Genomic DNA, 14,437 nt, shown 5'->3' with positions numbered 1-14,437 from the left:
TATAGGGTTTTCGCACATCCCGCAAGGGGGCAGCCCCCGCCCGACGCCATCCGGGCGGGGGCCCGCGGTTGGTCGCCCCGATCCCGTCTTCACATCCAGCGCGGCGGTTCGGACCGGCGGGGCGGCAGCGGCGGCAGGCCGATGTCGCGCCGCAGGTGGTTGTCGAGCTGTCCCAGCCGGGCATCGCCCGGACGGCCGCGCCCGTCGAAGAGGGCGGCGATCGCCGCGAACAGCACGCTCCAGGCGCCGTGCTGCTCGATGACGATCGCGATGGGTATCGGCGGTTCGATCCGGCCCGCCCGCCGGTCTGCGAGGATGTTCATGATTTGTCTCCGCAGGCCTCCCCCTGCGGGGACGCCCATTGAATGGTGTCGTGATGAAAAGGGAGTCCGGACGAAGGAACGCGCAGGGCGGCCGGGATCCGGACGGTGGATGGTCGGAGGGGTGCGGGCTCAGGCCTGACGGATCAGGCCGACCGGATCATCGGCGCGAATAAGTTCGCTGCGATACGCCGGTGCCGGCAAAGGTGCCGAATCGCCAGAGGGATGCGCGATAGGTGAACTGCATGTCACGCCCCCTCATGTTTGCGTGTTTCGGACGCGGGTTCCATTGCACGGATCGGCCGATTCGGCAATCTGCCTTGCACGGCGCCGCGCGCCCTGCGGCCGATCCGCCACAGGTTTCCGCAAACGCCCCAGACTGGCATGGCCCGGCTCAGGTCGGCCCAGCCAGGTTCAGCCTTGCTGCCGGGTCCGGATGGTCTCGATCGCGGCCGCCACCGCCGCGTCGATGGACAGCCGGGAGGTATCGAGGATCACCGCATCTTGCGCAGGACGCAGCGGGGCCGCGGCACGCGCGCTGTCGCGGGCATCGCGTTCGCGCATCTCGGTCAGGACCTCCTCGAGGCTGGTCTCGACGCCCTTGTCCGACAGTTCGCGGAACCGCCTTTCGGCCCGGACGGTATCCGAGGCGGTGACGAACAGCTTGGCGGGCGCCTCGGGGCAGATCACCGTGCCGATGTCGCGCCCGTCCAGAACCGCGCCACCAGCCCGCATCGCGAAGGCGCGCTGGAAATCAACCAGCGCCGCCCGCACATCCGGGATCGCCGCGACCTTGCTGGCGGCCTGGGCCACCTCGGGTGCACGCAGGTCGCTGCGTTCCAGCGCCTCGGGGTCGAGCGTCTGTGCCGCCTCGACCGGGTCGAGCCCGTCCAGCATCCGCGCCCCCACCGCCCGGTAGAGCAGCCCGGTGTCTAGATGGGCAAAGCCGAAATGCGCGGCAACCGCCCGGCTGATCGTGCCCTTGCCCGCTGCCGCCGGACCGTCGATGGCGACCGTAAAGCTCATCCGATGTCCTCCGGCAGACCGGACCGCCCCGCCGGGGCCTGCGGCAGCCCGTCCGCGATCTCGTAATAGGCACCCTTGTCGGCGCAGAAGATATGGGCGACCAGCCGGACCCCCGGATCGCCGTCGAAGCTGCCCGCATGGATCGCCATGTCGGGGCCCTGCCCGTCCCAGAACAGGTTCGACCCGCAGACCGGACAGAAGCCCCGCCGCGCCAGGGCCGAGGAGGCGAACCAGCGCAGCTCGCCCGCGACGGCGATGCTGTCGCGCGGCGCCGAGGCCGAGGCGACATGGTGGCCGCTTGCCTTGCGGCACTGGCTGCAATGGCAGGCAACGACCGGGCTGAGAGGCCCGTCGATCCGGTAGCGGACCGCGCCGCACAGGCACCCGCCCGTCACGCTCATGCGTCGCCCCTGTCGAATTCGGCGCCGAGGGCCGCCATGAGCCCCTCGAAGATCGGGAAAGAGGTTGCGATCGGCCCGGCATCGTCGACCGAGACCGGCTTTTGCGCCGCCAGTCCCGCGCAGAGAAAGGACATCGCGATCCGGTGATCGAGATGGGTGGCGCAGACCGCCCCCCCGGGCAGACCGCCCGCGCCCATGCCATGGACGATCATCCAGTCCTCGCCCTCCTCGACCTCGGCACCGCAGGCCCGAAGCCCGGCGGCCATCGCCGCGATCCGGTCGCTTTCCTTGACCCGCAATTCGCCGATCCCGCGCATCATCGTCGGGCCGCTGGCAAAGGCGGCAACCACGGCGAGAATCGGGTATTCGTCGATCATCGAGGGCGCGCGCTCGGGCGGCACCTCGATCCCGGCCATCGCGGGCGAGAACCGCGCGCGCAGATCGGCGACCGGCTCGCCGCCCTCCTCGCGTTCGTTTTCATAGACCAGATCGGCCCCCATCTCGCGCAGCGTCGCGAACAGCCCGGCCCGGGTCGGGTTCAGCCCGATCCCCGGCACCAAAACGTCCGAGCCCTCGACGATCAGCGCCGCCGCCACAGGGAACGCCGCCGAACTCGGGTCGCGCGGCACGGCGATGGTCTGGGGCACCAGCTCGGGCTGACCGGTCAGCACGATGGCCCGGCCCTCCGGCACCTCCTCGGTCCGGAGCGTCGCGCCGAAGCCCGCCAGCATCCGCTCGGTATGATCCCGCGTCGCCTCGCGCTCGATCACCACGGTTTCGCCCGGCGCATTCAGCCCGGCCAGCAACACGGCCGATTTCACCTGCGCCGAGGGCACCGGCACGACATAGCGCACCGGCACCGGATCGGCCGCGCCGATGAGCGTCATCGGCAGCCGCCCGCCCTGCCGCCCGACGGCGCGGGTGCCGAACAGCGCCAGGGGCTCGGTCACCCGCCCCATCGGCCGTTTCCGCAGCGAGGCGTCGCCAGTGAAGGTCGCGGTCAGCGGCGAGGTCGCCATCGCCCCCATGATCAGCCGCACCCCGGTGCCGGAATTGCCGCAGTCGATCACGTCGGCGGGCTCGGCAAAGCCGCCCACGCCCACGCCCTGCACGGTCCAGTCGCCGGGTCCCTCATGTGTGACCTCGGCGCCGAAGGCCCGCATCGCCTTCGCGGTATCCAGCACGTCCTGGCCCTCGAGCAGGCCCGAAATGCGGGTCTCGCCCACCGCCAGCGCGCCCAGGATCAGCGCGCGGTGGCTGATCGACTTGTCGCCGGGCACCACGGCCGCGCCCCTCAGCGGGCCGGACCTGCGCGCGGTCATCGGGATCGGATCGCCATGGGCGGACATGCGGAAGGCTCCTCGGATTGGGTTCCTGCGGCTTACCCAATGCGCGCCGAGCCGTCCAGCCTCCGCCCGCCCCTGTCGCCCCGCCCCTGTCGCCCGCCCGTACCGCCCCGCCTCTACCGCTCGCCCAGCCAGGTTTCGGGATTGGTCTCGGCGATCCGGCGGAACCGCGCCTCGCCCAGCGCCGCGCGCAGCCGGATCGAGACCGCCTTCTCGGACAGATCCTCCGGCCGCGGCATGTAGAAATCCGACCCGAAGAGGATGCGCGAGGCCAGTTGCTCGTTCTCCATGAACAGCGTCAGCAGCGGCATGCAGGCGGGGACCTTGAAGACCGTGTAGGAAACGTCGGTGTAGAGATTGGGATAGGCCCCGCCCTCGATCATGTCGGCGATCTGCGTGACCCAGTTCCGCCGCCGCGCCTCTGGATCGAGCGGGTCGAGCCCTTCGGCCAGATAAGACAGCCAGTCCGTATCGCCGCCGAAATGCGCCAGGCACAGCCTGAGCTCGGGAAAGGCGCGCAGCACGGGCACATGCGCCGCCGGATCGGTCACCGCATCCGCCCGGGCCGGGGTCCAGCGCCGGTGCCGCACGCCCCCGCGCGAACAATGCGAGACGACTGGCAGCCCGCGCTCGACGCACAGCGGATAGACCTCGCGCATCAGGATCTCGTGGCTCGGGGCATAACCGAGCCGGGGGTAGATCTTCACCCCCCGGAAGCCATACTCGTCCAGACAGCGCCGAAGCTCGGCGACCGCGCCCGGCCGATCGGGATGGAGGGTGGCGAAGGGAATGACCCGATGCCCCAGCTCGGGGTCGCGGCTCAGGTCGTAAAGCTCGCGATGCTGGGCCTCCAGCCCGACCGGCACCGGCCCGTGGCCGCAATATTCCAGATCCATCGGCAGAACGACGAAGCGCGCGCTGGCCGGATAGTGCCGCAGCGCCTCGAGAAACACGGCGCGCTGGCTTTCGCGACAACCGGTCTTGCGGAAATGATCAAGCTGCAGGACCGCCTCATGGGCCCCTTCCCAGGGCTGCAACCGTGCCGCCTGGCGCAACCCGTGCAACAGCCCCGGCCAGGCCCGGATCGCGGCGACCGGCGGCGCCGGATAGTAAAGCGGCGCATGGGCGGCGGTGAAGGTGTGGATGTGGCAGTTGGTGATCCGGATATCGGACATGACGTCCCCTTCCGCGTCCGGCGACGGCGCTCCGGCCCCTGCCGGCGGCCCCTGCCCGGATCGCTTGCGGGCTTCTTCTTGGTCCAAATACCCTGACGCGACCCTGCCCCGGCGCGCGGCGCCCGGGGCGGGGCCGCAACGGCTTAGCGCCGGCGGAAGGTCAGGTAATGCGGCACCCGCCCCTCGCGCAGCGCCTTTTGTTCGTAGCGGGTCGAAATCCAGTCGTCCCAGGGCGCGCGCCAGTCCTCTGGGCACTCGGCCAGCCACTCGAACCCCGCCTTCGGGACCTCGACCAGCGTCTGGCGCACATAATCCGGAATGTCGGTTGCGACCCGGAACGCGCTGCCCGGTTTCAGCACCCGAGCCAGCGGCTCCAGGAATTCCGGTGTAACAAAGCGCCGCCGGTGATGGCGCGCCTTCGGCCAGGGGTCGGGATACAGCAGAAAGGCGCGCGAGATGCTGGCCTCGGGCAGCACGTCGAAGAGATCGCGTGCATCGCCCGGATGCACCGCCAGATTGTCGACCCCGGCCTCGCGGATCTTGCCCAGAAGCATCGCGACGCCATTGATGAAGGGCTCGCAGCCGATGATCGCCGCCTCGGGGTGGGTCGCAGCCTGATGCACCATGTGCTCGCCGCCGCCAAAGCCCACTTCCAGCCAGACCTCGCGGTCGCCGAAGCGCGCCTGAAGATCCAGCGGCGCGCGGTCGGGGTTCTCGTCCCAGCCAACCGCCCCCGGCGCCAACGCCGCCAGATCGCTGTCGAGATAGCCCTTCTGGGTCTGCCGCAGGGTCTTGCCATGGCGGCGACCGTAGAAATTGCGCCAGGCGCGCGCGGGCGCGCCCTCGGTGGGGCCGGAGGTCTGGTCGGGGCTTTTGCGGGTGTCGTCGCTCATCGGCCGCGCCATAGGCCGCGCCCGCGCGGCGGTCAAGCTCTGAGCGAAACGGTCATGCGAGAGGGGCGCGCACCATCTGGCACGCGCCCCCTGCAAAACTGGATCCAGCGCCCGGGCAAGGCCCGGCGCGGTCCCGCCTCAGAACGCCTTCTTCAGCGCCTCGGCCAGATCGGTGCGCTCCCAGGAGAAGCCGCCATCCTCCTCGGGCATGCGGCCGAAATGGCCATAGGCCGAGGTGCGGGCATAGATCGGACGGTTCAGCCCCAGATGCTCGCGGATGCCGCGCGGGGTCAGATCCATCACCTGCCCGACCGCCTTCTCGATCTCGGCCTCCGGCACCTTGCCGGTGCCATGGGCGTCGACATAGATCGACAGCGGCTTGGCCACGCCGATGGCGTAGGACAGCTGCAGCGTGCATTTCGACGCGAGCCCCGCCGCGACCACGTTCTTCGCCAGATAGCGCGCCGCATAGGCGGCCGAGCGGTCGACCTTGGTCGGGTCCTTGCCCGAGAAGGCGCCGCCACCATGGGGGGCCGCCCCGCCATAGGTGTCGACGATGATCTTGCGGCCGGTCAGCCCGGCATCGCCGTCGGGACCGCCGATCACGAAGGTCCCGGTGGGGTTGACCCACCATTCGGTGCCCTCATGGAGCCAGCCCTCGGGCAGAACCTCGCGGATATAAGGCTCGACGATGGAGCGGATGTCGTCCGAGGTCTGATCCGCGCTCGCATGCTGGGTCGAGAGCACGATCGAGTCGACCGCGACCGGGCGGCCATGCTCGTAGCGCACGGTCAGCTGCGACTTGGCGTCGGGACGAAGCGTCGGCTCGGCGCCCGATTTCCGCGCCTCGGTCAGACGCCGCAGGATCGCATGGGCGTACTGGATCGGCGCGGGCATCAGTTCGGGCGTCTCGTCGGTGGCGTAACCGAACATGATCCCCTGGTCGCCGGCGCCGTCCTTGTCCACGCCTTGCGCGATATGGGCGGACTGCTCGTGCAGGAAGTTCAGCACATGGCAGGTGTTCCAGTGGAACTTGTCCTGCTCGTAGCCGATATCCCGAATGCACTCGCGGGCGATTTCGCCGATCGAGCCCATCAGCTGTTTCAGGCGGGTCTTGTCCGAAAGCCCGACCTCACCGCCGATCACCACAAGCGACGAGGTCGCGAAGGTTTCGCAGGCGACGCGGGCATTGGGTTCCTCGGCGAGGAAGGCATCCAGAACCGCGTCGGAAATGCGGTCGCAGACCTTGTCGGGGTGTCCTTCCGAAACGGATTCGGAGGTGAAGACGTAGTTTTGACGTGTCATGGAAAGGCGCTCCGTTGATGCTATCCCCGCCACGCCAGGAAGCCGTTGTGACGGTTCGACCGGTCGGGCTTACGCCGCCACCTGTCAGGAATCAATGTCTATTTCAGGGCGCGGGTTGCGACGAAAGCGGCCAGACCCAGACAAAGCACCAGAAAGACCGGCCAGTCGCCGGTGCGCGCATAGGGCGTTTCGGCCAGCGCCGGGGGCAACGGGGCGGTGATCTGGCCCTGCTGACCCAGCGGCAGGCTGGCCAAGACCCGCCCTCGCCCGTCGATCACTGCCGAGACCCCGGTATTGGCCGCGCGCAGGAACGGCAGCCCGGTCTCGACCGCCCGCAGCCGCGCCAGGGCCAGATGCTGATAGGGGCCGGTGCTGGTGCCGAACCAGGCGTCATTGGTAATCTGCAACAGCCAGCGCGGCCGCCCGGTCCCGCGCAGATCCTGCGGAAACACCGCCTCGTAGCAGATCAGCGGCAGCGCCTTCCCCAGCCGCGCGCCCAGATCGAGCAGCCGCGGCCCGGGCCCCGGCGCATAGCCATAGACATCGTTCGCCGCGAGGCCGCGGATACCGAACCGTCCGAGCAAAGCCGCTCCGGGGATGTATTCGCCGAAGGGCACCAGATGATGCTTATCGTAAAGCCCCAGAAGCCGACCACCCGCGCCGATCACCGCGAGGCTGTTATAGGCCAGTGGCCCGTCTGCCCGCTGGATGCCCGCCGCGACCGGCACGCCGCCCGCCGCCTCTGCGATGGTCTCCAGCCCGTCCCCGGCGGTCTCGAGCCAGAAAGGCACGGCGGTTTCCGGCCAGACGATCAGATCGGGCGGCGGGTCGCCCGGTTCGGCGGTATAGGCCAGCTGGCGCTCCCAGAAGACCGGGATCATGTCGCGGCGCCATTTCAGATGCTGCGCCGCATTGGGCTGGATCAGCCGCACCTGCGGCGGATCGGCCTCTGTCGGCACCGGAGCCGCCTCGCGCGCCGCGCCCCACAGCCCGAGCCCCGCCACCGCTGCCACAGCGAGCCCTGCGCCCAGGCTCCGGCCCGGCCCGACCGGCAGCAGGACCGGCAGGGCCGCGATGAAAAGCGTGACGAGGGTCAGCCCGTATTGCCCGGTGAGTGCTGCCAGCTGCATCTGCGGCGCCCCGATCCAGACATGGCCGGGAAGCGCCCAGGGAAAGCCGGTCAGCACATAGCCGCGCGCCAGTTCCGCCGCCGACAGCGCAAGCACCAAAGCCATCGCCCGGCCGCGCGTGCCGCGCCCCGCCCATCCGGCAAAAGCCCCGGCCGCGCCCCAGAAGAGCGCGAGCCCCCCGGCCATCAAGATCAGCGCAAAGGGCGCCATCCAGCCGTCATGGCGGATATCGACAAGGAAGGGATCGACGATCCAGGACAGTGCCAGCGCGAACTGGCCCGCACCGCCCGCCCAGGCGATCCGCGCCGCACGGCCGGGCGTTTCCGCACGGGCCACCAGCCAGATCAGCGCAGCCAGCGCGCAAAGCGCGAGCGGCCAAAGCGACCAGGGCGCCTGGCCCAGAGCAAGGCCCAACCCCAGCCCGAAGGCCGCCCAGGCAGGCCGGGCCAGCACCCGGCGGAACGGACCGGCCCGCATTCGGGTCAGGCAGAAGCCGCGGCGGCGGCGGTCACCGCAGGCAGACGCACCCGCAGCCGCTTGATCCGGCGCGGATCGGCATCGACCACCTCGAACTCGGCGCCCGAGGCATGGCGGATCACCTCTCCGCGCGTCGGCACCCGGCCGATCATCATGAAGATCAGCCCCCCCAGCGAATCGACCTCTTCCTCTTCCTCGGCATCGAGCAGCCGCAGGCCGATCTCGTCCTCGAAGGCATCGAGCGGCGCGCGGGCCTGCACCAGATAGATCCCGGGCTTCTCGACGGTCCAGAGCGTGCCTTCGTCGATGTCGTGCTCGTCCTCGATCTCGCCGACGACCTGCTCGATCAGATCCTCGATGGTCACCAGACCGTCGACCCCGCCATATTCGTCGATCACCAGCGCCATGTGCATCCGCTGGCTCTGCATCTTCTGCAAGAGCACCCCGATCGGCATCGAGGGCGGCGCATACAGCAGCGGGCGGATCATGTCCTTCAGAACGAAGGGCGTGTCCTTGCCGTTGAACCCGTGGCGCAGGGCAAAATCCTTGAGGTGTACCATGCCGATGGGCGAATCCAGCGTGCCGTCATAGACCGGCAGCCGGGTCAGCCCGGACTCGCGGAAGACCTGCACGAGATCCTCCATCGAGATGTCGAGCGGCACGGCGTCGATCTCGGCCTTGGGAATCGCCACGTCCTCGACCCGCATCTTGGCGAGGTTGCCGATGCCATGGGTCAAGGCCGGTCGCGCGGTCCCGTTGGCCACGGCGTGGTCTGCGCCCTCTTCGGACTCTTCGGCGCCTGCAGGCAGGATCGCCGCCACCAGCCGGCCCAGAAGGCCGCGGCTGTCCAGATTGTCGGTGTCTAGCGCGCCTTGCGCGGCCCTAGACGACCCGTCCGTCTCGTCGCCCATCAATCCTTACCGAAACTCCCGGGCATTTTGGCCCGCCTCAATCATATGGGTCCGCCAGACCGAGTTTGGCAAGTATTTCCACCTCGATCCCCTCCATCCGGGCGGCATCCCGCGGACGGATGTGGTCGTATCCCAACAGATGCAGGCATCCGTGTACCATCAGATGCGTTACATGATCATGAAACGCCTTGCCCTGCTCGCGGGCCTCGCGGGCGCAGGTCTCCCAGGCGATGGCGATATCGCCAAGCTCCACAGGCTCGCCCTCAAGATCCGGCTCGGGCGGCAGCGGCGCCTCGCCGTCCTCCTCGGCCGCCAGATCCTCGGCGGGCCAGGACAGCACGTTGGTCGGCGCGGACTTGTCGCGGAACTCGGCGTTCAGGGTGGCGATGCGCGCATCGTCGCAGGCCAGCACGCTGATCTCGTGGATCTCGGGATCGAACCCCAGATGCGTCAGTGTCTCGCGGCAGGCACTCTCGGCCAGTCGCGCCAGCCCGGCGGCGGCCCAGCGGTCGTCCTCGAAGAGAATCTCGATGCTCATGGACGCGTCGTCTACAGCGAAACCGGGCGGCGTTACAGGGCGTTCGCGACCGTATCAGGCTTTCGCGTCGTCGGCGTCGTAGGCTTCGATGATCCGGGCCACCAGAGGGTGCCGCACCACATCCTTTGCGGTGAAATAGTTGAACGAGATGTTGTCGATGTCCTTCAATAGCCGTTCCGCATCGGCGAGCCCGCTCGACACGCCCCGCGGCAGGTCGACCTGGCTGCGGTCGCCGGTGATGACCATGCGGCTGCCCTCGCCCAGACGGGTCAGGAACATCTTCATCTGCATGGTGGTCGCGTTCTGCGCCTCGTCGAGCACCACGAAGGCATTGGCCAGCGTGCGGCCACGCATGAAGGCAAGCGGCGCGATCTCGATCCGCTTCTCCTCGATCAGCTTGGCCAGTTGGCGCCCCGGCAGAAAATCGTGCAGCGCGTCGTAAAGCGGCTGCATGTAGGGGTCGACCTTCTCCTTCATGTCGCCGGGCAGAAAGCCCAGCCTCTCGCCCGCCTCGACCGCGGGACGGCTGAGGATGATGCGGTCGACATGGCCGCCGATGAACATGTTCACCGCGACCGCGACCGCGATATAGGTCTTGCCGGTCCCGGCCGGTCCGATCCCGAAGCAAAGCTCGTTCTCGAACAGCGCCTTCACATAGGCCTTCTGCGCCTCGGTCCGCGGCTCGACCATCTTCTTGCGGGTATGGACCTCGGTCCGCCCGCCATGGAACATCTCCAGCTGGTCGCCCGCCCGCGAACCCGTGCCCGCAGCGGAATCGCCCAGCCGGAGCGCCCCGTCGACATCGCCCGCCTCAAGCGGCTTGCCGCCCTCGAGCCTGGCGTAAAGCTGTTGCAGCACCATCGCCGCCTGCCCGCGCGCCGCGCCTTCGCCAACGATCGCCAGCCGGTTGCCCCGTCGGAGGATATGAACGCCGAGCTTGTGCTCGATCTGCGCGAGATTGCGGTCGAATTCACCGCAAAGGTCGATCAGAAGGCGGTTGTCCGGAAACTCGAGAAACGTCTCGTGGACGTCTTCGACCTTCGGCGGGGGGGTCAGAGCGCTGATGCCCAATAAAGACTCCGTCGGTTGAATCCCGTGCATATATGGTGCCAACGCCCCGGTCATGGCGCAAGCGATAGCTGCGATGTTTCACCTCGTTGAAACAAAAAAGACCTAACCCCGCGTGCGCGGCGACCAGGGCTTGTGCAGAACGCGCCTGCGCGCCTTGCCCGGACTTGGCTTCGCACTGACCGAACCGGGAAACGGCCGGATCGGTTCCCGGCCGTCTTCTGCGGCGCGCTCCGACCTCGCGCGTCTCACCCCGCCAGGACGCCCGCCAGCGAGTTCGGCGCCGTTCCGGTGATCGCCACCTCGGCGATCCGGCCCAGAAGCGCCTCGGGCGCCTCGACATGAACCGCCTGCAGGTGATCGGACTTCCCGACAAGCTGGCCCGGCATCCGCCCGGCCTTCTCGAACAGGACGCCGACCCGGCGCCCGACCATCGCCGCCTGCGCCGCCACCTGCTGGTCGGTCAACAGTGCCTGCAGCCGCAGCAGCCGGTCGGTCTTGACGTCCTCGTCGATCTGATCGCGCTCGGCCGCAGGGGTGCCGGGGCGGGGCGAATACTTGAAGGAATAGCACTGGCCGTAATTCACCGCGCGCACCAGCGCCAGCGTGTCCTCGAAATCGGCCTCGGTCTCGCCCGGGAAACCGACGATGAAATCGCCCGACATCAGGATGTCGGGACGGGCCGCGCGGACGCGCTCGACCAGGCGCAGGTAGTCCTCGGCCGTGTGCTTGCGGTTCATCGCCTTCAGCATCCGGTCGGACCCCGACTGCACCGGCAGATGCAGATAGGGCATCAGTTCGGGCACCTCGCCATGGGCGGCGATCAGGTCGTCCGACATGTCGTTCGGATGCGAGGTGGTATAGCGCAGGCGGTCGATCCCGTCGATCGCGGCCAGCTCGCGGATCAGCCGGGCCAGCCCCCAGTCCCCGTCGGGACCGGCGCCGTGATAGGCATTGACGTTCTGGCCCAGCAGGGTGATCTCGCGCACGCCCCGTTCCGCCAGATCGCGGGCCTCGGCCAGCACCTGCGCCGCCGGGCGCGAGGCCTCGGCGCCGCGCGTATAGGGCACCACGCAGAAGGCACAGAACTTGTCGCAGCCCTCCTGCACGGTCAGGAAGGCGGTCGGGCCGCGCTGTGCCTTCGCCCGCCCGCCCAGCCGGTCGAACTTGTCTTCCTCGGGGAAATCGGTATCGAGCGCCTTGGCCCCGCCGCGCGCCCGCGCCTCGAGCTCGGGCAGGCGGTGATAGCTTTGCGGCCCCACCACCAGATCGACCAGCGGCTGGCGGCGCAGGATCTCCTCGCCCTCGGCCTGGGCGACGCAGCCCGCCACACCGATCTTCAGGTCGGGGTTTTCCGCCTTCAGCGCCCGAAGCCGCCCGAGTTCGGAATAGACCTTCTCTGCCGCCTTTTCGCGAATATGGCAGGTGTTCAGCAGGATCAGGTCGGCGCCCTCGGCGCTGTCCGTCAGTTCATATCCCGACGGGCCCAGCGCCTCGGCCATCCGTTCGCTGTCATAGACGTTCATCTGACAGCCATAGGTCCGGATGAACAGCTTGCGGGTCGGAGGAGTGGGGGAGGTCATGCGCGCGTCCTTCCGGTCTGCGGACCGGTCTGCCGGGTCGGTTGCGCGCTGTCCTACACGAAACCGGGCGCGGGCCGCAACGCTTGCATCCCGCTTGCATATGGGCGCGCCCTGCCCGACCCTGCGCTCAAGGCCGAGGAGGACCGCCATGGCGGGGCAATATGCGGGGCTGGCACAGTTCCTGGGACGGGCGCGGGGCGCGCTGGGCCCGCGCCCGGTCGCGCTGATCTTCGTCGAGGACGAGATCGAGGTCGAAAGCACCGTCGACCATCTCGATGCACTAGGCTTCGGCACGCTGGTCCTGTTCACGCCCGAGGGGCTGGATCTGGCGCCCGGTGCGGCAGAGCGGGTGCACCGCGTGACCTACGACACCCTGGCCGAGGGTGCCCTGCCCCGGGCCGTCAATGCGGTGATCGCCGCAGCACCCGGGGCCTGGCTGCATTACTGCTATAATGCCGAATACCTGTTCTTCCCCTTCTGCGAGACCCGCAGCATCGGCGAGATGCTGGCCTTCCATATCGAAGAGCGGCGCGAGGCGATGCTGACCTATGTGGTCGATCTCTATGCCGCCGATCTCGAGCAGTGCCCCAACGGGGTCTCGCGCGACGGCGCCATGCTGGACCGCACGGGCTATTTCGCCCAGCTCCGAACCGATCCTGCGACCGGCCGGGTGCTCGAGCGGCAACTCGACTTCTTCGGCGGGCTGCGCTGGCGGTTCGAGGAACACATCCCAGAGGACCGGCGGCGAATCGACCGGATCGGCCTGTTTCGCGCGCGGCCGGGGCTGCGGCTGCTTGACGGGCATCTTCTGAGCGAGCCCGAGATGAATACCTATGCCTGCCCCTGGCACAACAACCTGACGGCAGCGATCTGTTCGTTCCGGGCCGCCAAGGCGCTGCGCACCAATCCCGGCTCGCGGTTCGAGATCGCGCATTTCCGCTGGCCGATGTCGGACGCGTTTCGCTGGGAGTCCCAGCAACTGATGGATCTGGGGCTGATGGAACCCGGGCAGTGGTTCTGAGACCCGGTGGACGCGTCCCCCGGGCAGCCGCAAAACAAAGAGCCCGGGAAAGACCCCTTTCCCGGACACCATATGTCCTTTTCGTCGCCGCTTCCTTGCGGAAGCGGCTTCGGGGTCAGATCCGCCGCAGCCGGATCACGACGTCGATCTTCGAGATCTCGGCGCCTTCGGGGGCTTTGGGAAGCTTGGCGATTTCCAGCTCGCCCGCCGGGGCATCGCTCAGCCGGTGCTCGTCTTCCCAGAAGAAGTGCGGATGGTCGTCGACCCGGGTATCGAAATAGCTTTTCGTCCCGTCGACCATGACTTCCTGCATCAGGCCTGCATCGCAGAAGGCCCGAAGCGTGTTGTAAACCGTCGCCAGCGACACCTTCTCGCCGGTCGCGCAGGACGCCGCGTACAGCGTTTCCGCCGTGACGTGGCGGTTGTTGCCGTCGCCGATCAGCAGCGAGGCAAGGCTCACCCGCTGACGGGTCGGGCGCAGACCGGCCTTGGAAAGCCAGCGGCTGCCGCGCTCGATGGCGTCGGGATTATTGGGGTTTTCATTCAGCTGTGCCATGGGCGATATATGGTGCGATCAACCCTGTAATTCAAATGATTCTGATCTGCAGCGACGCTTTGGCGCGGCATCGGGGCACTATTGCCACTTCGCAAGGCGCGGTGATAGAGGGGGCGGGACGCGAAACAGGCCAATCCAAAGGGGGGGACGGGTCCCGTATGACCGATTTTCCGACGAGCTTCGACAAGGACGACCTCCTGAAATGCGCGCGGGGAGAGCTGTTCGGCCCCGGCAACGCGCAGCTGCCGGAACCGCCCATGCTGATGATGGACCGCATCACCGACATCAGCGCCGAAGGCGGCGAGCACGGCAAGGGGCATGTCGTGGCAGAGTTCGATATCCATCCGGACCTGTGGTTCTTTTCGTGCCATTTCCCCGGCAACCCGATCATGCCGGGCTGCCTCGGGCTCGACGGGCTCTGGCAGCTGACCGGCTTCAATCTCGGCTGGCGCGGCTGGAAAGGCCGCGGCTATGCGCTGGGCGTGGGCGAGGTCAAGCTGACCGGCATGGTCCGCCCCGAGCGCAAGCTGATCCGCTATTTCGTCGATTTCACAAAGGCCATCCAGACCCGTCGGCTGACGATGGGTGTGGCCGATGGCAGGGTCGAGGCCGATGGCGAAACGATTTATCATGTCAAGGACATGAAGGTCGCTCTGTCTGAAAGCTGATCCATCTTAGAAAGGAGAC

General features: G+C 68.3%; 15 protein-coding genes and 1 riboswitch. Of the genes, 2 read left to right on the top strand and 13 right to left on the bottom strand.

Features of this window, described 5'->3' with window-relative positions:
• Window positions 1-89: 89 nt before the first annotated feature.
• The 12 genes from BYZ73_RS12545 to miaB form a co-directional block, all read right to left on the bottom strand.
• Window positions 90-323 carry a hypothetical protein gene (locus BYZ73_RS12545; RefSeq protein ID WP_108023772.1) on the bottom strand — a complete coding sequence of 78 codons (234 nt, stop codon included), beginning with the start codon at window positions 321-323 and terminating at the stop codon, window positions 90-92.
• 411 nt (window positions 324-734) lie between these two features.
• Window positions 735-1,346: a (d)CMP kinase gene (locus BYZ73_RS12540; RefSeq protein WP_112316210.1), complete on the bottom strand. Its 612-nt coding sequence runs from the start codon at window positions 1,344-1,346 to the stop codon at window positions 735-737.
• Window positions 1,343-1,747, bottom strand: coding sequence for a GFA family protein (locus tag BYZ73_RS12535; RefSeq protein WP_112316209.1), 405 nt, complete (start codon window positions 1,745-1,747; stop codon window positions 1,343-1,345). The genes BYZ73_RS12540 and BYZ73_RS12535 overlap by 4 nt, the downstream gene beginning before the upstream one ends.
• Window positions 1,744-3,096: a 3-phosphoshikimate 1-carboxyvinyltransferase gene (gene aroA / locus BYZ73_RS12530; protein WP_112316208.1), complete on the bottom strand. Its 1,353-nt coding sequence runs from the start codon at window positions 3,094-3,096 to the stop codon at window positions 1,744-1,746. Before aroA ends, BYZ73_RS12535 begins: the two co-directional genes overlap by 4 nt.
• Before the next feature lie 113 nt (window positions 3,097-3,209).
• A complete protein-coding gene (locus BYZ73_RS12525) occupies window positions 3,210-4,268 on the bottom strand; it encodes an amidohydrolase family protein (RefSeq protein ID WP_108023780.1) in 1,059 nt (352 codons plus the stop codon).
• 143 nt (window positions 4,269-4,411) lie between these two features.
• Window positions 4,412-5,161 (bottom strand): tRNA (guanosine(46)-N7)-methyltransferase TrmB, encoded by a 750-nt coding sequence (gene trmB, locus BYZ73_RS12520; RefSeq protein WP_112316230.1) that lies wholly within the window; start codon window positions 5,159-5,161, stop codon window positions 4,412-4,414.
• A gap of 138 nt (window positions 5,162-5,299) precedes the next feature.
• On the bottom strand, window positions 5,300-6,466 hold the full coding sequence (metK, locus tag BYZ73_RS12515) for a methionine adenosyltransferase (RefSeq protein WP_108023782.1): 1,167 nt from the start codon (window positions 6,464-6,466) through the stop codon (window positions 5,300-5,302).
• A 7-nt stretch (window positions 6,467-6,473) separates the two neighbouring features.
• Window positions 6,474-6,523: riboswitch (SAM-SAH riboswitch) on the bottom strand.
• Between the two features lie 41 nt (window positions 6,524-6,564).
• Window positions 6,565-8,073: an apolipoprotein N-acyltransferase gene (gene lnt, locus BYZ73_RS12510; RefSeq protein WP_112316207.1), complete on the bottom strand. Its 1,509-nt coding sequence runs from the start codon at window positions 8,071-8,073 to the stop codon at window positions 6,565-6,567.
• A 5-nt stretch (window positions 8,074-8,078) separates the two neighbouring features.
• Window positions 8,079-8,984: a hemolysin family protein gene (locus BYZ73_RS12505; protein WP_108023786.1), complete on the bottom strand. Its 906-nt coding sequence runs from the start codon at window positions 8,982-8,984 to the stop codon at window positions 8,079-8,081.
• A gap of 37 nt (window positions 8,985-9,021) precedes the next feature.
• Entirely contained in the window at window positions 9,022-9,522 is a 501-nt protein-coding gene (gene ybeY, locus BYZ73_RS12500) for an rRNA maturation RNase YbeY (protein ID WP_108023789.1), read from the bottom strand.
• A gap of 54 nt (window positions 9,523-9,576) precedes the next feature.
• On the bottom strand, window positions 9,577-10,593 hold the full coding sequence (locus BYZ73_RS12495; protein WP_425451090.1) for a PhoH family protein: 1,017 nt from the start codon (window positions 10,591-10,593) through the stop codon (window positions 9,577-9,579).
• 245 nt (window positions 10,594-10,838) lie between these two features.
• Entirely contained in the window at window positions 10,839-12,173 is a 1,335-nt protein-coding gene (gene miaB, locus BYZ73_RS12490) for a tRNA (N6-isopentenyl adenosine(37)-C2)-methylthiotransferase MiaB (RefSeq protein ID WP_112316205.1), read from the bottom strand.
• A 148-nt stretch (window positions 12,174-12,321) separates the two neighbouring features.
• On the opposite strand from miaB, the gene BYZ73_RS12485 reads away from it, so the two are divergent.
• Entirely contained in the window at window positions 12,322-13,194 is an 873-nt protein-coding gene (locus BYZ73_RS12485) for a hypothetical protein (protein WP_245943136.1), read from the top strand.
• Between the two features lie 115 nt (window positions 13,195-13,309).
• Here the strand turns inward: BYZ73_RS12485 and irr are convergent, their stop codons facing one another.
• Window positions 13,310-13,750 carry a Fur family transcriptional regulator Irr gene (gene irr / locus BYZ73_RS12480; RefSeq protein ID WP_108023795.1) on the bottom strand — a complete coding sequence of 147 codons (441 nt, stop codon included), beginning with the start codon at window positions 13,748-13,750 and terminating at the stop codon, window positions 13,310-13,312.
• A gap of 158 nt (window positions 13,751-13,908) precedes the next feature.
• Here irr and fabA point away from each other — a divergent pair, with 158 nt between their 5' ends.
• Window positions 13,909-14,418, top strand: a complete 510-nt coding sequence (gene fabA, locus BYZ73_RS12475) for a bifunctional 3-hydroxydecanoyl-ACP dehydratase/trans-2-decenoyl-ACP isomerase (RefSeq protein WP_112316204.1) — start codon at window positions 13,909-13,911, stop codon at window positions 14,416-14,418.
• Window positions 14,419-14,437 lie beyond the last annotated feature (19 nt).

The organism is Rhodovulum viride (assembly GCF_003265965.1).
In the GTDB taxonomy this organism is placed as follows: domain Bacteria; phylum Pseudomonadota; class Alphaproteobacteria; order Rhodobacterales; family Rhodobacteraceae; genus Rhodovulum; species Rhodovulum kholense.
Note: the sequence above shows the minus strand (reverse complement) of the source record. Positions and strands in the feature narration are given on the sequence as shown.